The 22,445-nt window shown below is 53.5% G+C and carries 22 protein-coding genes; 14 read left to right on the top strand and 8 right to left on the bottom strand.

All coding sequences use genetic code 11. From position 1 onward, the window contains the following. The gene (locus ABVF61_RS02420; RefSeq protein ID WP_353991931.1) at positions 1 to 1,176 is read right to left on the bottom strand and encodes a YbfB/YjiJ family MFS transporter; all 1,176 of its coding nucleotides are present in this window, start codon (positions 1,174 to 1,176) and stop codon (positions 1 to 3) included. A gap of 375 nt (positions 1,177 to 1,551) precedes the next feature. Here ABVF61_RS02420 and ABVF61_RS02415 point away from each other — a divergent pair, with 375 nt between their 5' ends. The 4 genes from ABVF61_RS02415 (at position 1,552) to ABVF61_RS02400 (ending at position 4,314) form a co-directional block, all read left to right on the top strand. Then, entirely contained in the window at positions 1,552 to 2,154 is a 603-nt protein-coding gene (locus ABVF61_RS02415; protein ID WP_353991930.1) for a superoxide dismutase, read from the top strand. A gap of 197 nt (positions 2,155 to 2,351) precedes the next feature. Then, entirely contained in the window at positions 2,352 to 2,810 is a 459-nt protein-coding gene (locus ABVF61_RS02410) for a c-type cytochrome (protein WP_353991929.1), read from the top strand. Between the two features lie 45 nt (positions 2,811 to 2,855). After that, positions 2,856 to 3,788 carry a c-type cytochrome gene (locus ABVF61_RS02405; RefSeq protein WP_353991928.1) on the top strand — a complete coding sequence of 311 codons (933 nt, stop codon included), beginning with the start codon at positions 2,856 to 2,858 and terminating at the stop codon, positions 3,786 to 3,788. A 31-nt stretch (positions 3,789 to 3,819) separates the two neighbouring features. Beyond that, positions 3,820 to 4,314 carry a GNAT family N-acetyltransferase gene (locus ABVF61_RS02400; protein WP_353991927.1) on the top strand — a complete coding sequence of 165 codons (495 nt, stop codon included), beginning with the start codon at positions 3,820 to 3,822 and terminating at the stop codon, positions 4,312 to 4,314. A gap of 42 nt (positions 4,315 to 4,356) precedes the next feature. On the opposite strand, the gene ABVF61_RS02395 is transcribed toward ABVF61_RS02400, so the two are convergent. Together ABVF61_RS02395 and ABVF61_RS02390 are read right to left on the bottom strand one after the other, a co-directional pair. Next, on the bottom strand, positions 4,357 to 4,731 hold the full coding sequence (locus ABVF61_RS02395) for a RidA family protein (RefSeq protein ID WP_353991926.1): 375 nt from the start codon (positions 4,729 to 4,731) through the stop codon (positions 4,357 to 4,359). A gap of 241 nt (positions 4,732 to 4,972) precedes the next feature. Continuing rightward, positions 4,973 to 5,284: a putative quinol monooxygenase gene (locus ABVF61_RS02390; protein WP_353991925.1), complete on the bottom strand. Its 312-nt coding sequence runs from the start codon at positions 5,282 to 5,284 to the stop codon at positions 4,973 to 4,975. Positions 5,285 to 5,382: 98 nt separating this feature from the next. Between ABVF61_RS02390 and ABVF61_RS02385 the strand changes: the two genes are divergently transcribed. Then, a complete protein-coding gene (locus ABVF61_RS02385) occupies positions 5,383 to 6,288 on the top strand; it encodes a LysR family transcriptional regulator (RefSeq protein ID WP_353991924.1) in 906 nt (301 codons plus the stop codon). Positions 6,289 to 6,295: 7 nt separating this feature from the next. Here ABVF61_RS02385 and ABVF61_RS02380 read toward each other — a convergent pair whose 3' ends face one another. The 3 genes from ABVF61_RS02380 to ABVF61_RS02370 all read right to left on the bottom strand — a co-directional run bounded on the left by ABVF61_RS02380 (position 6,296) and on the right by ABVF61_RS02370 (position 10,669). Then, the gene (locus tag ABVF61_RS02380) at positions 6,296 to 6,682 is read right to left on the bottom strand and encodes a hypothetical protein (protein ID WP_353991923.1); all 387 of its coding nucleotides are present in this window, start codon (positions 6,680 to 6,682) and stop codon (positions 6,296 to 6,298) included. Between the two features lie 179 nt (positions 6,683 to 6,861). Then, on the bottom strand, positions 6,862 to 8,454 hold the full coding sequence (locus tag ABVF61_RS02375) for an ABC transporter substrate-binding protein (RefSeq protein WP_353991922.1): 1,593 nt from the start codon (positions 8,452 to 8,454) through the stop codon (positions 6,862 to 6,864). 130 nt (positions 8,455 to 8,584) lie between these two features. Then, complete coding sequence (locus ABVF61_RS02370; protein WP_353993656.1) at positions 8,585 to 10,669, bottom strand: S9 family peptidase; 2,085 nt, start codon at positions 10,667 to 10,669, stop codon at positions 8,585 to 8,587. Positions 10,670 to 11,089: 420 nt separating this feature from the next. Between ABVF61_RS02370 and ABVF61_RS02365 the strand changes: the two genes are divergently transcribed. The 5 genes from ABVF61_RS02365 to ABVF61_RS02345 all read left to right on the top strand — a co-directional run bounded on the left by ABVF61_RS02365 (position 11,090) and on the right by ABVF61_RS02345 (position 14,796). Next, positions 11,090 to 11,449: a hypothetical protein gene (locus ABVF61_RS02365; RefSeq protein WP_353991921.1), complete on the top strand. Its 360-nt coding sequence runs from the start codon at positions 11,090 to 11,092 to the stop codon at positions 11,447 to 11,449. 570 nt (positions 11,450 to 12,019) lie between these two features. After that, a complete protein-coding gene (locus ABVF61_RS02360) occupies positions 12,020 to 12,799 on the top strand; it encodes a VPLPA-CTERM sorting domain-containing protein (protein ID WP_353991920.1) in 780 nt (259 codons plus the stop codon). 333 nt (positions 12,800 to 13,132) lie between these two features. After that, positions 13,133 to 13,387, top strand: a complete 255-nt coding sequence (locus ABVF61_RS02355) for a hypothetical protein (RefSeq protein WP_353991919.1) — start codon at positions 13,133 to 13,135, stop codon at positions 13,385 to 13,387. Between the two features lie 214 nt (positions 13,388 to 13,601). Then, positions 13,602 to 14,144 carry a hypothetical protein gene (locus ABVF61_RS02350; RefSeq protein WP_353991918.1) on the top strand — a complete coding sequence of 181 codons (543 nt, stop codon included), beginning with the start codon at positions 13,602 to 13,604 and terminating at the stop codon, positions 14,142 to 14,144. 175 nt (positions 14,145 to 14,319) lie between these two features. After that, a complete protein-coding gene (locus ABVF61_RS02345; RefSeq protein WP_353991917.1) occupies positions 14,320 to 14,796 on the top strand; it encodes a hypothetical protein in 477 nt (158 codons plus the stop codon). Positions 14,797 to 15,227: 431 nt separating this feature from the next. Here ABVF61_RS02345 and ABVF61_RS02340 read toward each other — a convergent pair whose 3' ends face one another. Next, positions 15,228 to 16,568, bottom strand: coding sequence for a protoglobin domain-containing protein (locus ABVF61_RS02340; protein WP_353991916.1), 1,341 nt, complete (start codon positions 16,566 to 16,568; stop codon positions 15,228 to 15,230). A 615-nt stretch (positions 16,569 to 17,183) separates the two neighbouring features. Here ABVF61_RS02340 and ABVF61_RS02335 point away from each other — a divergent pair. The 4 genes from ABVF61_RS02335 to ABVF61_RS02320 all read left to right on the top strand — a co-directional run bounded on the left by ABVF61_RS02335 (position 17,184) and on the right by ABVF61_RS02320 (position 21,137). Next, positions 17,184 to 17,636 carry a hypothetical protein gene (locus ABVF61_RS02335; protein WP_353991915.1) on the top strand — a complete coding sequence of 151 codons (453 nt, stop codon included), beginning with the start codon at positions 17,184 to 17,186 and terminating at the stop codon, positions 17,634 to 17,636. Between the two features lie 49 nt (positions 17,637 to 17,685). Continuing rightward, a complete protein-coding gene (locus tag ABVF61_RS02330; RefSeq protein ID WP_353991914.1) occupies positions 17,686 to 17,910 on the top strand; it encodes a hypothetical protein in 225 nt (74 codons plus the stop codon). A gap of 1,230 nt (positions 17,911 to 19,140) precedes the next feature. Continuing rightward, positions 19,141 to 19,476 (top strand): STAS domain-containing protein, encoded by a 336-nt coding sequence (locus ABVF61_RS02325; RefSeq protein WP_353991913.1) that lies wholly within the window; start codon positions 19,141 to 19,143, stop codon positions 19,474 to 19,476. A gap of 29 nt (positions 19,477 to 19,505) precedes the next feature. Next, complete coding sequence (locus ABVF61_RS02320; RefSeq protein ID WP_353991912.1) at positions 19,506 to 21,137, top strand: Na/Pi cotransporter family protein; 1,632 nt, start codon at positions 19,506 to 19,508, stop codon at positions 21,135 to 21,137. Between the two features lie 141 nt (positions 21,138 to 21,278). Here the strand turns inward: ABVF61_RS02320 and ABVF61_RS02315 are convergent, their stop codons facing one another. Further along, the gene (locus ABVF61_RS02315) at positions 21,279 to 22,220 is read right to left on the bottom strand and encodes an ABC transporter substrate binding protein (RefSeq protein ID WP_353991911.1); all 942 of its coding nucleotides are present in this window, start codon (positions 22,218 to 22,220) and stop codon (positions 21,279 to 21,281) included. Positions 22,221 to 22,445 lie beyond the last annotated feature (225 nt).

Below are 22,445 nucleotides of genomic sequence, written 5' to 3'. Positions count from 1 at the left end.
TCACTCGCGGACAATCAGCGCAGCGGCGACCAGCAATGCCGCGGCTGCGGCAAGCGATGGCGCTTCGAATGATCCGGTTGCCGCATGCAGTATCCCCGCAAACCAGGGACCGGCAACCTGCCCGAGCCCGAAACTGGCGGTCAGGATAGCAAGCATCTGCCTGACAGCAGCTGGCCCGCCCGATTGTGTCTGTCGGCGGCCTTCCATGAGACCGAGCGCCGTGATCCCCATGAATGTGCCGCCAAGCAGGCCGGCACCCAGCAGGAACAGCGCGGGCAGAGAACTGACTACCGTCATGGCAACGCCTGCCGACTCCAGCACGCATGCGAGTGCGAACGCCTTTCGTGCGCCTGTCTTTAAGGCCACCTTGTTCCATGCGTAAATCGAAGGTGCGGCGGTCAGGCCAACGATCAGCCACACGAATTGCTCGCTGGACTGAAGCAACGGATCAGAGCGTGCAATCGCAGAGACAAAGGTTGCCGTGATGACATATCCAAAACCGAACAGACCATAGGCGGCAACGAGCCGGACTAGGCCGCTGCTCAGTTTGCGTTCCCCGGTCTCAGACCGCCGATTTTCTGTGGGGTTCACTGCGGCCTGCCTGGGCGGAGGTGGCACGAGCCGTGCTGCAATTGCAAAAAAGGCAAGTGTCGCGAGGCCGCTTGCAATCCATAGGTAGCGCCAGTCAGACGAATAATGCGACAGAACGGTGATCATCAGTGCAGAAAACGCAATGCCGGAGCCTACACCGGCAAAATGAAGCGCCGACAATCCCGCGCGTCCGCTTGCATTCAGCCGTTCAAGAACCAGGGTTGTTGAAAAAACGAGAACGAATGCGCTTGCAATGCCACTCAGGAAACGCAGGACCAAAAACGCCGTCAGATCTGTCGTCAGCGCCATCGCAATGCTTGTAGCTGCGCTGCCCAGCAGACCGCCAAGGAACCAATGCCGGGGATTTCCCGGAAGCGATCTCGCTGCGCCCGCAAGCGCTCCCGTCAGGTAGCCAAGAAAGTTCGCGGACGCGATGAGTCCAGCGTCATTTGCTGGAAGACCCAGCCCTTCAGACATGAAAGGCAGGATTGGTGTGTAGACAAACCGGCCAATGCCCATTGCCGCAGCGAGTGAAAGCAATCCACCAAAGGCAAGCAACAAGTGAGAACGGTCTTGTCTCGACATCCGGTCCTCAGGAACGAGCGGGCAAAGAGCGGTTTTTGGCGTAAGGAGCTTCAAGGGAAGTAACAACTGACTCGCGATGCTACAGCCAATGAAGCCGGGTTACAAACCCCGGCGAAGACACCGACCTTGTGGTTAGCGGAGCTTAGAAAGGAAAACCGGGCGGCCGTTTATGAATTGGAAGACCACGATAGAAGCTGCAAAGTGTGCGACGAAATTCGGTCGGCACGCGCCGCTACAAAAAAAAAGAAAAAATTACTTTATTTTCCGCTTCCGAACTTGCCGTGTGCCCCTTGGAATCCTATTTTGCCGCTCGAAGCGACACGCGCATGGTGGTGCGCGGGCTCGCCAGTCCCCGACCCTTCTGAGGAGTTTGTCATGTCTTTCGAATTGCCTGACCTGCCGTATGCTTATGACGCGCTGGCACCTTACATGTCCGCCGAAACGCTTGAGTTTCACCACGACAAACACCATCAGGCCTACGTCACCAAGGGCAATGAACTGCTTGCCGGCAGTGGCCTTGAAGGCAAATCGCTGGAAGAGATCGTCAAGGGCAGCTTCGGCACCAATGCGCCTTTGTTCAACAACGCCGGTCAGCACTACAACCACATTCATTTCTGGAAGTGGATGAAGAAAGATGGCGGTGGAACCTCATTGCCGGGCGCCCTGGCTTCTGCGATCGATAGCGACCTCGGCGGTTACGACAAGTTCCGTGCAGATTTCATTGCCGCGGGCATCGGGCAGTTCGGTTCTGGCTGGGCGTGGCTGGCTGTCAAGGACGGCAAACTTGAAATCATGAAAACACCGAACGGTGAAAACCCGCTGGTTCACGGTGCTGTGCCTGTGCTTGGCTGTGATGTCTGGGAACATTCCTATTACATTGACTACCGCAATGCGCGGCCGAAGTATCTGGAAGCGTTTGTCGACAGCATGGTCAACTGGGACTATGTCCTGGAGCTGTATGAGGCTGCAACGAAGTAATTTCGAGCTCGAAACCTGATCCTGAACCCCGGTCCGGAAGGGCCGGGGTTTTTTGTTGTTTGGAACAAATGAACACACTTTGTTACAAAATACTGGTGTGATCACGGGAGCGTGATTTCATTCCCGAGGCATTCTTGGGCTGTACTTGAAGACGTGCGCACCGCAACGGCGGTGCACTGATCGAGAGGGAGAGGATCATGCGCAACGCATGGAAAGTCGCTGCCATTTTCATGGTGGCCGGTTTAGGATTCGCTGGATCTGTGCAGGCGGCAGACGATCCGATCACAACACGCCAGGACATCATGGCATCGGTTGGCGCTGCGGCCGGTCTCGGCGGTGGAATGATGAAGGGTGAAATTGATTACTCTCCTGTCGCGGGCAAGGCTGCGATCGCTGCTATGAACGCTGCTGCCGTCTCTTTCGGCAGTTTCTTCCCTGCGGGATCCGACCAGGGTGACACCGGTGCATTGCCGGCTATCTGGGAAAACGCGGACGGCTTTGCGGCTGAGCTGGCGAAATTCTCGGCTGCGACCGGAAAAGCGATGGAGGCAGCCGGCAAAGCGGGACCGGCAGATCTTGATGCTTTCAAGGCGGCCATGGGACCGGTTTTCGGCACTTGCAAATCGTGTCACGAAACTTACCGTAAGAAAAACTGACCGGCTATTTCCCTGTTGCCGGATTGGTCGGCTGCGGAGAGACCCATGAAAAAGGCACTGATTGTCCTTGTTCTACTTGCTGTCGTTGCAGCAGGTGTCGGGTGGGTGTTGTCTGCACCGACGCGTATGAGCGAGCAGCGGGCGGCAAGTCTGCAATCAGGCGATCCGGCCAAAGGTGAACTGGTTTTCTGGGCAGGCGGGTGTGCATCGTGTCACGCAGCGCCTGATGCCAAGGGCGAGGATCTTCTGAAACTCGGCGGCGGCTTGCGCCTCGAGACACCATTCGGTGTCTTTGTCGCCCCGAACATTTCCTCCAGTGAAACCGACGGTATCGGCGGCTGGTCCCTGACGGATTTCGCCAATGCGATGACACACGGGACGTCTCCGGACGGCAGGAACTATTACCCTGCTTTTCCATACACATCCTATGCACGCATGACAGGCACGGATCTGGGTGATCTATACGCCTTCATGAAAACGCTTCCGAACGTGGAGGGCGATGCGGGACCGCACGAACTCGGGTTCCCGTTCAACATTCGCCGCGGCTTGGGTCTTTGGAAGCGCCTCTTCCTTGATCCCGAGCCTGTAATTGCAACGCCGGTGGGCGACGGATCGGTGGATCAGGCCCTTTGGGATCGCGGGCGCTATCTCGTGGAGGGCCCGGGTCACTGCGGTGAATGCCATACGCCGCGCGACGTTGCGGGCGGGTTGAAGCTTGCCGAATGGCTGGGAGGTGCGCCAGCGCCGACGGGTGAGGGACGCATCCCCGATATCACTCCAGTGGAAGGTAAGTTCGGCAGCTGGAGTGCGGCTGACATTGCCTATTATCTGGAGAGCGGATTTACGCCTGAATATGATTCCATCGGCGGTGAAATGGTGAAGGTGCAGGAGAACATGGCGAGACTGCCTGCGGGGGATCGGGAGGCAATCGCTGCCTACCTGAAGGCAATTCCACCCGTCATTGAAGTCGCAAATTGACACCGCATCGGCATCTGACTATCGAAGCTGGATGACCTTTGAAAACACGATTTCAATTACCGCGGTTGAAACCGACGCCGAACTCGCTGCGGTTAAATCCCTGTTTCGAGCTTATGTCGACTGGCTCGGGATCGATCTGACCTATCAGGGTTTTGAAGAGGAACTCGCCGGAATGCCGGGGAAATACGCCCCGCCAAAAGGTGCTTTGTTCGTTGCAACAGACGCGGACGGATCCATTCTTGGATGTGTCGGACTGCGACAGTTCGACGATGATGGCAGCTGCGAAATGAAGCGGCTTTATGTTTTGCCGGAAGGGCGCGGAAAAGGCGTGGGCGGCGCGCTCGTTGCCCGTGTGCTGGAAGCGGCGGTGGCGGCGGGTTATCGTCAAATGCTGCTTGATACGCTGCCGACGATGACCGGGGCCGTGAAGCTCTACACGGCCGCCGGATTTGAACAGATATCCGCCTATTACGACACACCGATAAAAGAGACTGTTTTCTTCCGAAAGCTGCTCCAGCAGGTGTAGAGCCCGGCAGCCTGTCGCGAACTGCCCCACAGGCGGAAGTTCTCACAAGGCGAAAACACCCTCTATCTCGACACGCAGCTCGGGAGAAAACAGTCCCGCGACCAGGACCAGAGAACTCGCCGGAACAGCGTCGCCATACCCGTTGGTGAGTGCTTCCCGGATACCCGGAATATCATCCGGATCGGTGAAGAACACGGTGACTTTCACAAGATCCTCAAGGCTCTTTCCATGCTCGCGGGCGATGAAATCGAGTTGCTTCAGGATCGCATCGGTCTGCTCAGCCGCAGATCCCGACTGTGCATCTGTCCCGAAAGCCGTGAAACCGGATGTGAACAGCATCGTGCCCTGCGAAACAGCGTGCGTATAAGGCCCGACCGGAAGTCCCAGTTCTTCAAAATTCTGTCGCAAAATCGGCATGTTGTTTCTCCGGGGGGTAGGGCTGTCGTTGTTCAATGTTGCCATTGACGCGTTCAACACCGGGGCTGACACAAAAGGCGATGCCGGAAGCTGCAGGCCGGACCAGACAAAGCGATGCCAACCAGTGTCCGGCAAATGTGTCGCTGCAGCCCAGATTGAAAACGTCACGCAGGACAACATCAGAAATGATAGTCCCAATGAGATGAAGGAGGCGGCAAACAGTCTATGCTTCATAGCGATTTCACCTGTTAGCCTCTTCACGCACCTGTCCGATTTCGGAAAGCTCTTCGATGTAATTCACCTCGGTCAGGTCGCGTGCGAGGTAAGCTTTCGTGTGTTCGGCTTCGAAATGATCCGCAAGTGCCTGCTTGTCGGTCCAGCATTCCCAAAGCGTAAATCTGCCAGGGTTCTCCAGATTCTGACGAATTTCAAACAGGAGACATCCCGGTTCGCTCCGGGTCTGCTCCACCAGACGCCGCAGTCCCTCTTGTGCTTCTTTGAGGTCGGCACCCGATTTGAGTTCAATTCCAGCGCTGATGAAATAGTTCGACATGTGTAACTCCTCGTCTTTGGCTGACAAGGAAGATTTATTGATTTCTTTTATATCAATCTATATTTGAAAATGAGATTTAAAATTCCAAAAATGAAATCATGCTCGACGACATCTCTTTGTTCATTCATATCACCCAATGCCGAAGCCTGGCTGCGGCGGCGAGCAAACTGGACCTGCCGGCCGCGACGGTGACGCGGCGATTGAGGCGGCTTGAAGAAACGCTCGGGGCTCGGCTCATTCACAGATCCGCGCGAAAATTCGCGCTGACCAGCGAAGGGGAGGCTTACTACGCTTCTCTTGCCGACCTAATGGTCCATGCCGAAGAAACACTTCAGAACCTTAAGTCGGATCTCCATCAGATCCGCGGGCCCTTGAGAGTGGCAGCACCGACCAACGCCTCCATCGGGGTTCTGGCACCGATGTGGTCCGGTTTTCTGAAAACCTATCCGGAGATCCGCCTCACATTGAACCTGAGCAATGACAACAAGGACCTTCAGGACAATCGCTTCGATCTGGCGCTCAGGTTCGGTCCGCAGACGGACGTCTCGCTCTACCAGAAGCGAATCGGCAGCGTGGCAACCATGATGGTGGCATCGCCGGAATACATTGCGCGTGAGAGCGCGCCGCAAAGTCTTGAAGATCTGCATCAGCACAGACTTATCTGGGTTTCGTCGTTGCCGAGCTGGCATCTCAGGAACCGGGACACCGGTGCTGAAGAAACCATTTATCTCAGCGCGGATATTGCGGTCGATGACATCACTCTGGCGCGCCAGATCGTGGCGGATGGTCACGGCATTGCTCTTTTGCCGGTGACCGAGGCCGCAACGGATCTGGAAGCTGGAAGGTTGGAGATTGTGCTCCCATCCTGGACGGGGCAGGTCCGCAATGCCTATCTGGTCTGGCCGACAGGCCGCTTGTTGAGTGCGCGCGCAAAATCGCTCTGCGACTTCATCGAAGAGTTTATGGCGTCCAGAAAGGTGCTTCAGGGCGGGTTGCCGATCTGACCCATTGTTACGCGGTGTGCGGATTGCACCTTATGAAGCGGGGAACGTCGATATAGGAGCGCATTGCCGAGAGCCATGCCAGGCATTCCTGTTGCGTCCTGAAACAACCGGCTTGTGAAATCTGGTACCTGTTGCTGAAGTCATAGACCACACCGCTTGCAATGCCTTTCCAGCCGGATCCTGAAAAGTTGCGGCAGTCATACTGCGTGTTCTGGGTGTAGGGCAGGTTTTGCCGGGTCTTGTTGAATGTCGGTGCGAACAAGAGGTCCGACGGAGTTTGAAACTGCTGCTGACAGGCAACCAACACAAATGCCGAGACTGCAACGAATGACGCACGCAGCAAAGACCCGGTAGTGGTATTCTGCTTTGCGCTCTTTCGAGTTTGACGTTGCATCTTCTGCTCCATTTGAGATTGCACCTTCACGTGGATTTCAATTCAAGAGACTGAAATCCAATATGAATCACTTGAGCGGAAGAGCAGGGCAAAATCAAGACACGAGTGTATGAAGCCCTCTGACAAAAAACGGCGCCCGAAAGCGCCGTTTGGTTCCTTGCCAATGCCGAGAGGGGATGTCAGTTCACATTGATCCAGCGGAGCATCAGGAAGTTGTCAGCCCGTTGTGTCAGATCGACATTCGACTTCGAGCCCCACAGGAGCGGCTGAATGTGCAGCGGCACATAGACGACGTCGTCGCGAATGATCTTGGCGACTTCATCCAGCATTTCCTGACGCTTTTCGGCGTCGATTTCCTTCTGGATCAAAGGCAGCAGCTCATCAACGCGCGCGTTCGAGTATCCGCCGAAATTCCAGCTGCCGAGTTTCTTTTCGTCATTCTTGGTCGTGACCAGGAAGCGGACGGGGTGTTCGGCATCGAATGTGCCAGGAGACCAGCCCAGGAGATACATGTCGAAATTGCCGGCGCGCAGCTCCGGCCAGTAATTGCGCACCGGCATGGCGTTGAGGTCAGCTTTCATACCGGCCTGGGTCAGCATGGCGGACATCGCCTTGCAGAGTGCCTCGTCGTTGATATAGCGGTCATTCGGGCACATAAGGCCGAAGGAAAAACCGTCCGGATAACCTGCCTCTGCCAGGAGCGCTTTTGCGCCTTCGGGGTCGTAGTCGATACGGTCCGTCGCCGCGTCGCTGTGCCCTTTCATCTGGGCGCTCACCAGTTGCGTGGCGACTTCGGCATTGCCGCGCATGATCTTGTCGACGAGAGCTTCCGCGTTGATGGCCTTCTGGACAGCCTCACGCACCTTCACGTCCTTGAACGGGTTCTTGTCACTCGTTTCGTCCGAGTATTTCAGGGCGTCGTGTCCATGGGCGAAACCCAGCATGATCACGCGTGCCTCAATGCCCTGATGCAATGTCAGCCCATCCTGGTTCTCGATCCGCGAGACGTCCTGTACCGGCACCGGGTTGATCAGGTCGACCTGTCCGCTCAACAACCCGGAAACCGCGGTTGCCGGATTGGCGATTGGCAGGAAAGTCGCCTTGGTCAGATTGTGCTGTTTTTCATCCCACCAGCCGTCGAACGGCTCCAGAACAGTCTGAACGCCAGGCTCGCGGGAGGCGAGCACAAACGGGCCGGTGCCGTTTGCATTCAGCGTCGCGTAGGTCTCTTCTTCCTTGGCGGGCCGTACTGCGCCGTTAGCCTCTGCCCAGCCCTTGTCCATGATCATGAAGTTGGCGATTGAATCGGGAAAGATCGGATTGGGCGCGTGGGTCAGGAAATCGACCGTGTAGTCATCAACGATCTTGACCTCTTTCACAGGCGCGAACCAGGAGCTTGTGTCGGCTTCTTCCGAAGAGGCGCGTTCGTAGGAGAACAGCACGTCTTCCGCCGTCAGGTCAGCGCCATCGTGGAACTTTACCCCTTCGCGCAGCTTGAAGCGCCAGCCGTCGCCGCCGAGAGGTTCCCAGCTCTCCGCAAGAGAGCCTTCGATCTGCATGTCCTTGTCGCGGCGAACAAGACCTTCATAAACGTTGTTCAGAAAGCCGAGAACCGGTGCTGAGTTCACCGCGTGAGGGTCCATTGTCTGTGGATCTGTCGGCGAGGACCAGCGAAGCTCAGCGGCACTTGCAAACGAGACGGAGGAAAGCAGGGCGGCAGCGAGAGTAAAACCGGTTGCGGTGAAACAGCCCCGGCGCAATGACTTGGTCATGACATCCCCTTTGTGCGTTGTTGTAACGGTGTTTTGAAAACAACCTAAGCTATTTCCGCACAAAAGGAATACCGGACCCGCGTGCGGGACCGGTCCAAGTCTCAAAAAAATGTGATTCTTTAAAGCTGTCCTAGACCTTACCGGTCACCATCAGAGCGAAGGCCTGAACCAGCGCAACTTCCTTCAGACGATCGAAACGCCCGGATGCGCCGCCGTGACCGGCCTCCATGTTTGTTTTGAGCATGAGCAGGCTGTCGCCTGTTTTCGTCGCTCGGAGTTTGGCGACCCATTTGGCGGGTTCCCAATAGGTCACACGCGGATCCGTCAATCCGGCAACCGCGAGGAGAGCAGGGTAGTCCTTGGCTTCGACGTTGTCGTATGGCGAATAGGAAGCGATGTATTCATAGGCCGTCTTCTCGGTGATCGGGTTACCCCACTCCGGCCACTCGGGCGGGGTCAGCGGCAGCGTATCGTCCAGCATTGTCGTCAGAACATCGACAAAGGGCACTTCCGCGATGATGCCGCCAAATTTTTCCGGCGCCATGTTGGTGATCGCGCCCATCAGCATGCCTCCGGCTGATCCGCCCTGTGCGACGATCCGGTCATGGGACGACAGCTTTTCGGCAACCAGATGATCGGCGGCTGCGATGAAATCGGTGAAGGTGTTCTTCTTGTTTTCGCGGCGCCCGTCCTTGTACCACCTGAAGCCCTTGTCCTTGCCACCGCGGATATGGGCGATCGCATAGACAAAACCCCGATCGACGAGGGACAACGCATTGGTATTGAAGCTCGCCGGTATCGTGATGCCGTAGGATCCGTAGCCGTAAAGCAGGAGCGGCGCTGATCCGTCCAGCTTGGTATCCTTGTGATAGAGAATGGATACGGGGACGGTTTCGCCATCTGCCGCAGGTGCCATGAGGCGGCGCGTCACATAATCGGAAACGTCGTGACCGGATGGCACTTCCTGTTCCTTGCGCAGAACCCGTTCGCGGGTTTCGACATCATAATCGAAGGTCTGCGACGGCGTGGTCATGGAGGAATAGCTGAAGCGGATAGAGGTCGTGTCGAACTCATAGCCCCCGCCCAGACCCAGCGAATACGCTTCCTCGTCAAATTCCACCGAGTGTTCGACATTGTCGGTAAGCCGGCGGATGACGATGCGGGGCAGGCCGTCTTCACGCTCCAGACGGGTCATGAAGGTCTTGAACACGCTGTGCGCAAGGATCAGGCAGCCGGGCTTGTGATCCACGAAATCGGTCCAGAATTCGCGTCCAGGCGTTGCCTTGGGGGCGGTGACGATCTTGAAATCTTCCGCATCACCCAGGTTGGTCAGGATGTAGAGCGTGTCGCCATGGTCGTCGACCGAATATTCCACGCCGGTGTCACGCGGAGCGATCAGGACGGGCGGCGCTTCCGGCTGATCGGCCGGGATCATCCAGACTTCAGACGTCTCGTGATCGTGAATGTCGATCAGGATCGTATCGCCGGACTGGGTTTTGCCGACGCCCATGAAAAATCCGGCGTCTTCCTCTTCGTGCACGAGCACGTCTTCCGCCGGGTCAGTGCCTATCTTGTGGCGAAACAGCTTTGAGGGGCGGTGATTGTCGTCCAGGCGAACATAGAACACGAACGAGCTGTCGGCGGAGAAGACCCCGCCGCCGCCGGTATCGGCGATGCTGTAGTCCATATCCTTGCCGGATGCCATATCGCGCAGCTGCAGGGAATAATACTCCGAACCCTTGTCGTCATAGGCCCAGGCAAGCAGCTTGTGGTCCGGTGACTGGCTTGCGCCACCGATCCGGAAATAGGCCTTTCCTTCGGCCTCGGTGTCGCCGTGCAAGAGAATTGTTTCCTCACCGCCGTCGCGCGGCGTGCGGAAGAAGATCGGCTGCTGGCCGCCGGTTTCGAACTTCATGCCATAGGCGAAGGGACCATCGGGGGACGGCACGGAGCTGTCGTCTTCCTTGATGCGGCCGCGCATCTCCGAAAAGAGCTTTTCCTGAAGCTCTTTTGTCGGTTCCATAAGAGCATCCTGGTAAGCGTTTTCAGCTTCCAGATAGGCCCTGATGTCGGCATCCAGCACAGACGGGTCACGCATGACCTCCTGCCAGTTGTCCGCGCGCAGCCAACCATAGTCGTCCTGACGCGAAATGCCGTGAGTTTCAAAGCTTTGCGGGCGCGCCTCGGCGCGTGGGGGAAAGGCATCTTGTTTCATGGCCAAGGAGGTAGGATTTTTGCGTTTTGTTGGCAAGTGACATTGTTTTCAGAAATGTCGGGGGAGCCTGTTTTTGGATATAGGATGGCTCCGAGGCAATCGTACTTTGTAGAGACCGTGCGATTGGTTGGACGGGGGCAGTAGGGCTTTCTTTGCTGCGCGTGTTCAACGTCCGCAGGGTGCGTGAAAAAGGAGTGGTCCTCGTCGTCTCCGGCGAAACACACATAGACAATCAAGCTCTTACTCTTGGATAACGTGTTCGATAAGCTACAGCATCTGAACCATGGATCCGTATTGGGGCTTTCGCGCAGCCCGCGGCCTTAGTCACCTGCTTTGCCTCGATTGTTCACAAGACGGCTGTTCCGGAATAGAGTGTCACCCGGCAGCGGTTGGTTTTGATTCAAGGTGGAAGCAGCTTCGATGCCCGTTGACACTTCAGCAAAACTGAGCGGTCTCTCAACGAGGAAGGGACAGGTGATCTGGGCCATCAGAATAGCATTGGTCCTGTTGTTCACCGTGAGCTATTTCGCCGTACCGGCTCCATCGAGCATCTTCTGGCACTTTGCCTGGTCGCTCGTAAACATGGGTTTCAAGATCGCTTCGGCTTTTCTTCCCATGTTTGTCGCGGTCTATTTTTTTCGAAAGCGTTTTTCCGAAAAAATCGGATACTCCGTCGAAGGGCTGCGTTTCTGGTCGTTGCAAATCATCTTCATAGGTCTCATCCCGGTCGTTGGGACAACGCTGTTCATGGGGATCGCAGCTCTGGTTAATCTGCGCTAGGAGGCAGAGCAATTGGCAACTTGCGGAACATTGGCTGTTTTGTCAGCCGCCCGTCATCTGATGAGCAAATACAAGCTGGGCGGTTCTGGCCGGAAAGCTGGAAAGGCTAAGAGTAAGTAAAGGAGCGTGTAAAATGCATCCAAAAATTGAAAAGTTGATTGTGTATTTTCTATACTTCTTAGGAGCTATTTGTTTCGTAGGGCTTGGTTTTTATCTCATTCCGATGCCATTTAGTATCCTCTCGGCGTTGGTTGTTTTGTTTTTTTCAGGTTTTTTTCTTTTGCGAGAACTTAGTTATTTTCAGGGCCTAGGAAAAAGTCAACGGAAATGAAAAGTGACTCATAAGGAGCCGTGGGCCAGGTATCTTGCACGGTCCGGCAGTCGACAATACTTGACTGGACAAGTGCGCAGGTTCGCGAAAAGATGTTCCAACTACAGTTTACGTAGCTGCGTTGCAACTAATTTGGGTGAATATATGAAACTTACAAGTTTTCCGAGGTTGCGTGGTTGATTTATCATCGTTAGAGTTTCCAGGTTGGAAATTAATATGAACGTTTTGGGAAGCACATTATGAGTATAAAATCAGTAAGCTTAGGGGTGGCATTCACTATTGCATCAATCGTCGGCGCTAACGCCGCCGCGTTGGACCTCTCAGGCTTTACGCAATTTGGGGCTGGCAACTGGGATGTCGCCGGAGACAATCTAAGCGTCACGCAAACGCAGAACGCGGATCCAGGCGCGTTCGTGAGTGCCAACATTTTCATTGATAGTTCGTTTGAAGGTAATTTTCGGTCGAATGGAACTTTTGATGACGACTACATGGGATTTGTCTTCGGATTTGGTGCCGATGACAGCTCTCCGTTTTATTTGTTCGACTGGAAGCAAGGGGATCAATTGGGGAGCCAGGACGGTTTCACCCTTGCGCGTGTGACCGGGGGGTTGGACTCGATTCCGTTTGGCAATCACCAAGACGATGCACCTGGATACGATGTGATTGCCTCTGATGTGGACGATGTTGGTAATGAACGAGGTTGGGATTCGTTTGTAGATTACAACTTTAAGCTCACATATCAAAGCAACCGAATATTGATCGAAGTTGGTGGCGGTAGTCCCTTAAGCGACGCACTCGAGGTCATCTTTGACATTAGTCCGGCTGACGTTGCAGGCGTGAGTAGTTTCGAGGCAGGTCGATTCGGATTCTACAACTTTAGTCAAAATAACATTACGTACGCTGGCTTCACTGAGTCCGACGCGCAAGTCGTGCCCCTTCCAGCGGCCTTACCTCTTCTCGCTGGTGGGCTAGGTGCGCTAGGACTAATGGGTTGGCGCAGAAAGCGAACAACTGCGTAACTAGTAGCAAATTCAGAATATAAGATTGAGGCGGTCCTTCGGGACCGCTTTTTTTGGTTGTCCATCTTTTGACGGTCATACGAGAAATAAGAATGACTCACAAGGATCCAAGATTTGACCAAGAAAAATCGAAACCGCATTACGCTTGGAACATTTTTGGGACTTGCTTGCCTTTCTTCATACGCATTGATCACACTGTATTTTTCTTTTCATGAATCTTGTGCGCAAAGAGAAATTTGCTCGTCGATAACAACTCCTATCGTTGTTATGGCATTTACAAGTTTACTTGGAACCTTGGCTGTTTCGTGGATCGTCCATCAAGTGTTATAGGAAATGCTTTATGTAAAACCACTTCAGTATAAAGAATTAATTAGAACAAGCGAAACATCCGAAGCTATAAAAATAACTCTTAGCGTCGATGTTGGTAACTCAAAAATTGCTACAAAACTGCAGAAAAAATTATCCGAAGGCTATCTAGTAAACGTGGAAATTTTGAACGATAGCGTTGTAACGGGAACGGTTGACCTTCAGAACGCTGTTGTCGCAGCCAGCGCATACAAGCGAGCAATAGAGAAAGCTGTTTATTGAATAAAAAGGCGTGCTTCATAAGAAGCGACGAAACATCCTCCGCGACCCTGGTCTGCCTCGTTGGTGCCACCGCCGGAAATGACCTTCAAACTCAGTATTTCAACTTCCGTCACCGCAAGCAAACTTGAAAGCGGGCGCCAATGCCGCCAGACTGGCGTCCATTCGACATCGCTTGGAGCTTATCCGTCGGTTCAGAGCTAGAGGGACGGAAGACATGATGATGCACCCGCTTCTTGCTGCCATACTGGTCATACTGTTGCCGCTGTCAGCAGCACTTGCCGACACCCTGAGCGCCGCCGAAATAGCGGCTTTGCAGGCCCGTATCGATGCGCATGAGGTCGCCCGGGTCGAAGGCGATATTCGTGTCCTGATGTCTGAAATGCCACCCAAAGTCATCCCGGCCATCGTGCGTCAGACCGGCTCCACGGCTCCGGACGTTCGTGCGATGGTCGAGAACGCGATCAGGCAGGCATATGCCCAGCAAGAGTTCAAGAGCAATGAACTTGATCTGTCCGCAGCGCAATTCGCCGAGACAAAAACGGGTCTGGCGTATCTGTTGATCCCCACGGAGACGGTGGTGAGGTTTCAGGACAAGACCTACCAACTGAAATCTTTCACGCTGGCGTTTCAGGAAAATGGCACATGGTATCTGTCGCGTGTGGCCGAAGGGCCGCCTCTGCAGACACTGCGCCTGGCTTATCCGGAGTTCGAAGCTGTGACCTTCCCACAAGGCATCTCAACCCTGATCGAGGATTGAGGGGCTGGACGGTTAAGAACAGCACTCCCGACAGTGACTCATAGGGAGCCGGTCACGACAGGAGTTCGAAGGGGGGCGACGTTCTGAGGCCATGAAGTGCCTCTTGTAACCGAAAGATCAATGAGGCCACCAGTAGCGTGACTGAACGAAGCTGAGCCTCTCGAGGAGCTGTTGAATGCTCAAGACACTGACAACAATCGTGTTTTTGATGACGCTTTCTATCGTTCAGGCGCGAGCAACTGTCATTTCCAAGGTTGAACTAGACCTGAGTGCAGAGGAAGATCTCATTCAAATACTCGGCAAAAAATTTCTGAATTGCTCTTCGAACGGTATTGTAAGAGTTGAATTCAAGCCAGATCATCGAGTGCTTTACACAAAACACCCGCGGTTCGATTTGGGTACTTTTGTTTTCGAGGGAGACAACCCGGATTGGCGAGTGAACGAATGGTTCGTAAACGGAAAGCAGATTTGCGAAAAGGAATTAAGCGCACGAAATGAAGATGTACTGCACTGTAAGTCATTTAACCGAGCGGCTCGGACGGACTACTTTTTTGTCGAGCATTTCGAACGCGGTAAATCGTTCAAATACAGTATGCAAGAATGCTCAAGCCCCGGTTTTGACTGCAACTGTGTAAGCTACAATCAGTTTTAGCTCCAGTGGGTCGAGAGAACATACTTTAGCTGAAGTCTTTCGCGTGAATCGTACGGAACCGGTATTGAAGTTTAAGCGATCTTTCTACGAAATATTGCTTGCATTTCTCACTGTGTCTCTTTTGGGGCAGCTCATTATTTTGCCTTATCTATTTTTCGAGTTGCAAAGAAATCAAGGAGAACCCGATACATTCGCAGCCATATTTTTAGCGCACAGCGTTTTCGGGTTTCTCTTCTGTATCTTCGGTATTGCTTGGTTGTTGTTCAAAATTCGAAAAATGCGAAGCGGCCAATAGAACGCGAGCGATGATAACTGTTTTCGACGGAATCTGAGAACGAGATCAACAGGTCAGGCAGGTCAACCGGTGTTGTTTGAGTTCGTGACGGTGTCAGTCTCTAAAGGCTCATACAACCACCCATCTGCGCGTTACGTCAGCTTATCTGCCTGACTTTGTCGAAAAAACCGCTGATTTCGCTTGAGACAGTCTCCACGCAATGCTCCATCTCCGTTGCGGCGGACAGGAAGGTCGTGCTGGTCGTGTCTGCGGAATCAATCGCCTGTTGAACGCTGGAAATGTTTCCGGAAAGCACGGTGGCGCCATCCGCGACGGTCTGCACACTCGCCGATATTTCGCCAGTGGCAGCACCTTGCTCCTCGACCGCAGCGGCGATCGATGCAGTCATTTCGTCGAGCTGGCGCACGACCTCCGCAATGGTTTCGATCGAATCGACCGCATTTGTTGTTGCCCCTTGGATTTCGGCCACCTGATTGCTGATTTCCTCGGTGGCCTTGGACGTTTGTGTTGCCAGTTCTTTCACCTCTGCCGCGACGACTGCAAATCCCTTGCCTGCGTCTCCTGCTCGAGCGGCCTCAATGGTTGCATTCAGCGCCAGGAGGTTTGTCTGCTCGGCGATCGCCTGGATGAGGCCAATTACATCACCGATCTTTTGTGCTGCCCCGGAAAGGCTCTCAACCTGACCGCTTGTGCTTTCGGCGTTTGTGCGGGCCTGGTTGGCAATCTGTGAGGCGCTGGTCACCTGCTTCGAGATCTCCAGGATTGATGCTGACAGTTCTTCGGTCGCTGAGGCGACTGTCTGGACGTTGAGACCGGTTTCCTGGGAGATTGCGTTTGCGGAGCCCGTTTCCGCTTTGGCCGATCCGCAGACGTCCTGGAGTTGGGCCGCATCACCGGCGACGGTGCCTGCCTTTGTCCCGATGTGCTGAAGCGGCTCTTCAACGGAACGCTGGAAGGCCTCGATTGCTGCGTTGAGATCTTTTGTCCTCTGTTCCTGGGCCTCCATAAGAAGCGCCTGATATGTCGAAATCGCCATGTCCAGATCCAGCATGACTGCGCTCGTGACGTGCCGCAGGGAACGGGACAGCCTGGCGGGTGAAAACCGGAATTTTCTGACAAACAGATCCTGCAGTCTGACGAGTACGAATTGATAACCGGCGATGTACCACTTGGGTTCCAGACCTATCCGGCTGTGAACGCGCCCGATGCGGTTGATGCTTTCAACGTAATCCCGGTCGAACCCCTGGTTGAAGAGTTTTTCCCAATGTGCCTTCTGTGCACTTTCCAGGCGGTTCTGTTGATCCCCGACCATCTCGGACACTTCCGGGTATTGCCGCAAGTGATCGTAAAACCCGGACAGTATTCCATCGATGTTTTTTTCAATCACAGGCCAAAGTGACCGGAGGTCGGCCACAACCTCATCATCAATGTGCGCAAATTGCAGCCGGCGCGCGAACACTTCGGTTTCATTTGACATTAGGTGTTTCCTATCCGGGCGACACGACGTCTCCATAAACGTCACGTACACCACATGATTGCGTTGTTCCGATTCTGCCCCCATGGTTCCAAACCGACGCGGAAATCAGGTAAACAAAAATATACGGCAACAGACTTGGTAAAAATATCAATTGCCAAAAGCTTATACATATGGAGCCGAAGGCCATAAAGGAACTGATGCTGTGGGAGCAATATTTGATGTTCTTGTGCTGATTGTTTTGTTCGAAACGTTGTACAGCATGAGACAATTCTGGCGAGCTGGTATTTTTTTCGAAAGAGTATTTCGCGTGGTCAGTAAAGTTTTCAACTTTTGTTTTTGTTGTATTGACTTTATTTATTACTTTGTTTTTTGGACAACTATCTTACGTGTACTTAACCGCAGACGAACAAAAGAAGGTTGAAATACAAGATGGTTTGCGTGACATGGGGAAACTAGGCGGAGCAATCGATCAAATTCTTTCGAAAATTCGCCAAGATCAGTAAGGAGCCTGACCCGTGGAAATCATCTTCGCCGTCATCGCACCATTGCCTGTTTTTGGCTTCCTTTGTGGGCGATTAGAGTGAAAATGGGTCGTTACAGCTAGGGAGCTGATGCATGATCTTACGGACGATAATTCTGTTTCTTTTGCTTGCTGTAAAGGCATATGCCGATCATCCGACTTCGGAGGCCGAAGCGCTCAAGCTGGCCGTCCAGCTGTATGCTTCGATAGAGAAAGCAGAAGCGCGCATAGATCAGTCAGAGGAGACTTCACACGACAAGGCGGAATTCATCCAATTGAGTTCTCAGATACATGAGAGCATTGCAGCTTATCAAAGCGCCTTGGCCATCGATTTGAACCTTCGTTCAGAGAAATCGTCCTCGGAACAAAGCTATCTTGAAGGATACTACTCATGCGTGGTGCTTGCGACGACCGTTGCACAGCACACGTTCGAATTGGGAGTTAACGGTCAGTCGCAGGTTAAGCTTCCGGCACTGAACGATGCACCGAGATGTCCTTGCCGGAGCAGGCTTGGACTAGCCACCAGCCGTCAGGGGTGCAGGTTCTAGCTGGTTGTTCAGCTCAGGAAACCATCTGTGACTTATCAGGAGCCATCGAATGAAAAAGAAACATTACATTTGGAGCATGTGGATCGTTTTCGCGTTTCTTGGGGCAGCTTTCTATTCGCCTGATTCACTGTCGATCTGGTCCCTGGTCGGGGCTGGAATCGGTCTGCTTTGCGCATTGGTTCTTACGCTTTTGTATGTGCTCTTCCGGGTGTTTGCAGCGGGGCCCGCCACGAAAGGCGGCAAGCAGGAATTCATGCGCAAATTGAAGCTTTAGAGAAGGGGCGGAGACGCCGGATTGGCTGCAAGATCAAAACCGAGAAACTGCACAAGAATTGTCGAAGTTGCCGCACTGGAAGCGTAGGCCTTGGCAGCTAAGGACGCAAATTTCCGAAAATTGAGCCAAGATTCATAAGGAGCCAAGACGCATTCGATGAAAATTGGGAAAGAATATTTATCGATTCTGAGGCCGATCGCATACATCGGTGTCGATTTTATTTTGATAATATTAGTGAATTATTTTTTAGCTTCTCCCTTGAATGTGATTGTTTCGTTCTTGGTGATGGTCATTGCATCAATATTTGCGTTTGTGCGAGCAAAGTCGAGGAGCCGAAATCAATATGGACGAAAAAATATTTAAATTAATAGAATTATTCTTTCTTTTTCTGGTGGGTTTAGTTCTTGGAGGATTGGTAGTACTTTATTTGCCTGAAACAATAGGAATTGTATTAGGTATGACGATTTTTTTTATAACGGTAATATATGTGATAGCAAAACTAAGATCTTTCTAATCAAAGGGTGCTGAAGCGCCATTTTGTGGATCAAAGTCACCGAAAAATGTAACACAAGTTCTTTTGTGTTCGACATGTGTCACACAATCTCTAGCGGTCAAAAACTGATGCCTGACGATACTGAGACATACAAAAATGCCCTGGAGGATGTCGTGATGAGCGCTGTCATGGTGCTGTAACTATCGGGGCAAGAATACGTCGCGACACAAGGTTTAAACTAAGCGCGCTTCGTCCTTGATAGTCAGGATCTTTAAGATTCAGCTGAACGTTCGCGGAAAAGAAGCGCGTTTCCTAAGACTCCTCATTGCTTAACGGTTCACAAGCAAAATGTAATCCCTCGGTGTCAAGCATCCAATTCATAAAACAGGTCACTTCGCTGCCCCGAAACGAACGGGACACGAAACGAAATTCCGATGACAGGCCTCTCTCCCTGGAGAACTACGCTAGCTTGTCTCAGGACGCCTTTTTCAAGGCACTCAAGCACCTGATAAAATTGAGGGGGTGACAATCGATGGAACAGATCTTACCTTAGGAGAGGTTGCACGCCTAAATTTTTCGGCGCGCACTCGATTTGATGATTTTTGTTGGACTAAGACTTTAATTACAGAAACCGGTTCGCACGCGAAGGCAATTTGAAGGGCTTCGTTGAGCGCAATCCAAAAAATACTGAATGACCCTCCTGGTTAATTACAAGAATAATCCGGAGAAATATTGCCGTGAAAATAGAAATTTATCGAGAAAATGCTCTTTGTATCGTTCGCCCGTCGGGGCGCATAGATCTGGCAACACTTGCCGAGTTCGAAAGCTCCTTACGCGAGTTGATCGAAACCGCTCCGCCGAAGCTGCTCATAGACATGGGAAAGGTCACCTATCTGGCAGGCGCCGGGCTTGGCGTTCTTCTGGCGACGGCCACATACCTGCGTGGTCAGGCCAGTCACATGGGCATTTTCGGTGTCTCCGGACGTGTGCGCGAAGTGTTTGAGGTTTCCGGTTTCGGATCGGTCCTCAATGTCCATGCCGATGAGCTGAGCGCGCGGGGAGAGGTCCACTGATTTCGAACCATGTGGAGATCGCCGCAACCATGTTTGCGGGGCTGGGTCTGTTTTTCTTCGCGATGCATTTTCTTTGCGTCAATCTCAAACGGCTTGCCGATCAGAAACTGAAACGCCGAATTGCAAGACTGACGTCCACGGCACCTGCGGGGCTGTCGGTTGGTATGGTCATGATCGTACTGACCCAAAGCGGCACTGCAGCCGTGTTTCTCCTCGTCGGGCTGGTGCGCGCGGGCATGATGACACTCCGGCAGGTTCAGCCGGTGATTCTCGGCCTCAATCTGGGCGCCGGGCTTATTGTGCTCTTCCTCACCCTGGACATTCGGGTGGCCGTATTGCTGCTCATCGGCGTCTCCGGAATTTTCTACGCCTTTGGCTCGCGGCACAAGGAACAGGTATCAGGCGCTGCAATTGGCGTCGGTCTCCTGTTTCTGGGTTTTCAGATCATGCGCGATGCGGCATCGCAGCTTGAAACGCAAGCCTGGTTCATACAGTTCGTCGAAGCGACGGCAGGAGCGCCTGTGCTGGCCTTTCTTGCCGGGATGGTCCTGACCGTTTTCGCCCAGTCATCGATTGCCGTTTCAGCGGTCATGATTGTGTTCCTGCAGTCCGGACTTTTTCAGCTGCAAGACGGCATCATGTTTGTTTTTGGGACCAATATCGGCAGTTCGGTGCTCATGGTGCTGCTTTCGGCCAATCTGACTGGCGTGCAGAGGCAGGTCGCGCTTTACAAACTGGGTTTCAACGCGATTTCGGCTTCGATCCTCTTGCCGCTGATGTATATCGAGGCCGTAACCGGATTTCCGCTTGTGGTCCATTTGTTGTCGCATCTGAGCAATGATCCGGGCACGCAGGTTGCGCTTGCTTATGTCTTGTTCAACGTGTTGCCTGCACCGTTTCTCCTGTTGCTGTGTGGTCCAACTGCGGAGCTGCTTCAAAAGCTCAGTCCAGAGACACGCGCAGAGCATGGTGCCAAGCCGAAGCACCTCGCATTGCCGTGTCAGGAGCCTCCGCCGATTGTCCAAAGACTTATTGAACTGGAAACTGTTCGGCTTCTGCAGCTGAGTTCCGAAGCATTTGACAGCATGCGGTGTGATCGCGGAGCCAAAAAGCTTCATGCGAATCTGGAGGCAGCCGGAGCCCTGCACAAGATCATAGCCGAGGCCCTCCAGGACCTGGCGTCAAATCGTTCGCTGTCACCGGACGAACACAAGCATGTCGATTTGCTGGTACGCATTTTGTATCTCACGCAAGAGATGCGCAGCGCCCTGCACGACTTTGGTGCGGAAGTCTATTGTCTGCGTAAAAAGAGCCCGGACCTGTGGTTTGCGGACTCAGCCGTTGAGGGACTTGATGCCATTCTGAATGTGCTGATTTCAGTTGCTCGTGACAGAAACAGCGATGCCCTTGACGTGCTGGCCAGACTGACGTCCAAAAAAGGGAACGGCATCAATGCGATCAAAGTTGCTTATCTGCAGAACGAACAGCTTCTGTCGGGCCAGCAGAAGATCAACGTGCTGAATGCGATGAACCTTTGCGAACGGCTGATCTGGCTTTTCGGAGAGGCCGGGGAGGCTTATGGGAGATTGGGGAAGAGCCAGGTCGAGGTCCTGTCATCCGTATTTGAGACACCGTTGGCGGGAGAGCGGCTCCGGGCTTGATCACCAGTCTCGTTACGGCGCATCGAGGCCGGCCATACGATTGGCGCCGCACCAACACATCGATCAGGCTGGGCGGCTTGATGCAACGGGTGCGCTCTTTACCGGTCTTGACCCTTGTCATAGACCAACTGGGCCCTGTCTCTACCTGTAGACCACGGGATTTGTCGCATTTTCCAGTTGGAGGGCCGCCGCCGCCTTGCTGTTCCTGTTGACGAAAAGTGTCGCGTCGGATGCAGCAATCTCGTTGATCGGCAGGGAATGCGCGGGAACTTTTTCCAACAGGATCTTGGCCGCCAGCGTGGCTGCAGCTTCTCCGCGCTCACGATACTCTGTTCCGAAAACCAGCGTGACGTCTTCCTCGCTGTAGGCCGTGGAGGACGAGACACTGACAAGATCTTCCGGGATGATCTCCCTCAATACGCTGTGATGGGCGACGTAGGACGATGAAGAGGTCACGTAAACCGCGTCTGAAGACGCCAATTCGGGTTGGAAAGAGGCTATCTGGAGATCCTTTTCATCCGCATCGGGGGCGAACCTCAAAAGCTTTGGCACAATCCCGCGCTTTTCTGCCGCGAGCATGAGGCGGTCAGCTTCCGCGACTGCATTGCTCTCCCGCGGGTCAAACAGGATCGCCAGCGTATTGAGGTCGTGGATGTTTCCCAGCAAGTCGAGAATAACTTCCGGCGACAGGGACATTTTCGCACCGGTCAGACCAGGAGGCGGTGCATCAAGCGAAGGCACCAGGCCAACGCCCACAGGGTCGGTGACAATGTTAAAGACGCGAGGCACCGTCTCCAGCTCGAAGTTCTGAACGGTCAGGGTGGCCGTGGTGCCGAAGGTGTAGATCAGATCCTTCGATTGCAGGTCTTCCCGCCTTTCGCGCAAGAACCCCGCCAGTTTTGTCTGATCGCGCTCGGCATCGAAGTATTCAATTTTCGCGTTAATGCCGAGTTCGTCCAGCTTTTCGGCGAAACTGTATTCGGCCGGTGTCAGGCCGCGCCATGTAATCATCACAATGGCCTTGGCAGCTTCCTCAGTTCGTGCAGCTCCCGGTATCGCGATGAGTATCGCAAGTAGTACCAATCGAAAGATCAACCTGATGCCTCACTGTTATTTTTCTTTGGTCAGGCTCGTCTTTATTTGCGAGCTTTTTCAAACAATCATATTTGCCTTTTGCTTGGCATCAATGACCATTTGCTTTTTCTTTGGATGCATAAATTTTAGATAAATTTGATTGGTCTCCTGCTTAAGAACGCGTGAGACGGGCTGGTTGCCGCATGCGAGTTTCCTCGTTGACAGATCCGGCGA

This window comes from Roseibium sp. HPY-6 (genome assembly GCF_040530035.1).
Classification (GTDB): Bacteria; Pseudomonadota; Alphaproteobacteria; order Rhizobiales; family Stappiaceae; genus Roseibium.
This window is presented reverse-complemented; position numbering and strand designations above follow the sequence as displayed.

Coding starts and splice junctions, on each gene's coding strand:
- ABVF61_RS02420 (WP_353991931.1), bottom strand. CDS start 1,176: ATGTCGAGACAAGACCGTTCTCACTTGTTGCTTGCCTTTGGTGGATTG.
- ABVF61_RS02415 (WP_353991930.1), top strand. CDS start 1,552: ATGTCTTTCGAATTGCCTGACCTGCCGTATGCTTATGACGCGCTGGCA.
- ABVF61_RS02410 (WP_353991929.1), top strand. CDS start 2,352: ATGCGCAACGCATGGAAAGTCGCTGCCATTTTCATGGTGGCCGGTTTA.
- ABVF61_RS02405 (WP_353991928.1), top strand. CDS start 2,856: ATGAAAAAGGCACTGATTGTCCTTGTTCTACTTGCTGTCGTTGCAGCA.
- ABVF61_RS02400 (WP_353991927.1), top strand. CDS start 3,820: ATGACCTTTGAAAACACGATTTCAATTACCGCGGTTGAAACCGACGCC.
- ABVF61_RS02395 (WP_353991926.1), bottom strand. CDS start 4,731: ATGCCGATTTTGCGACAGAATTTTGAAGAACTGGGACTTCCGGTCGGG.
- ABVF61_RS02390 (WP_353991925.1), bottom strand. CDS start 5,284: ATGTCGAACTATTTCATCAGCGCTGGAATTGAACTCAAATCGGGTGCC.
- ABVF61_RS02385 (WP_353991924.1), top strand. CDS start 5,383: ATGCTCGACGACATCTCTTTGTTCATTCATATCACCCAATGCCGAAGC.
- ABVF61_RS02380 (WP_353991923.1), bottom strand. CDS start 6,682: ATGCAACGTCAAACTCGAAAGAGCGCAAAGCAGAATACCACTACCGGG.
- ABVF61_RS02375 (WP_353991922.1), bottom strand. CDS start 8,454: ATGACCAAGTCATTGCGCCGGGGCTGTTTCACCGCAACCGGTTTTACT.
- ABVF61_RS02370 (WP_353993656.1), bottom strand. CDS start 10,669: ATGAAACAAGATGCCTTTCCCCCACGCGCCGAGGCGCGCCCGCAAAGC.
- ABVF61_RS02365 (WP_353991921.1), top strand. CDS start 11,090: ATGCCCGTTGACACTTCAGCAAAACTGAGCGGTCTCTCAACGAGGAAG.
- ABVF61_RS02360 (WP_353991920.1), top strand. CDS start 12,020: ATGAGTATAAAATCAGTAAGCTTAGGGGTGGCATTCACTATTGCATCA.
- ABVF61_RS02355 (WP_353991919.1), top strand. CDS start 13,133: ATGCTTTATGTAAAACCACTTCAGTATAAAGAATTAATTAGAACAAGC.
- ABVF61_RS02350 (WP_353991918.1), top strand. CDS start 13,602: ATGATGATGCACCCGCTTCTTGCTGCCATACTGGTCATACTGTTGCCG.
- ABVF61_RS02345 (WP_353991917.1), top strand. CDS start 14,320: ATGCTCAAGACACTGACAACAATCGTGTTTTTGATGACGCTTTCTATC.
- ABVF61_RS02340 (WP_353991916.1), bottom strand. CDS start 16,568: ATGTCAAATGAAACCGAAGTGTTCGCGCGCCGGCTGCAATTTGCGCAC.
- ABVF61_RS02335 (WP_353991915.1), top strand. CDS start 17,184: ATGATCTTACGGACGATAATTCTGTTTCTTTTGCTTGCTGTAAAGGCA.
- ABVF61_RS02330 (WP_353991914.1), top strand. CDS start 17,686: ATGAAAAAGAAACATTACATTTGGAGCATGTGGATCGTTTTCGCGTTT.
- ABVF61_RS02320 (WP_353991912.1), top strand. CDS start 19,506: ATGTTTGCGGGGCTGGGTCTGTTTTTCTTCGCGATGCATTTTCTTTGC.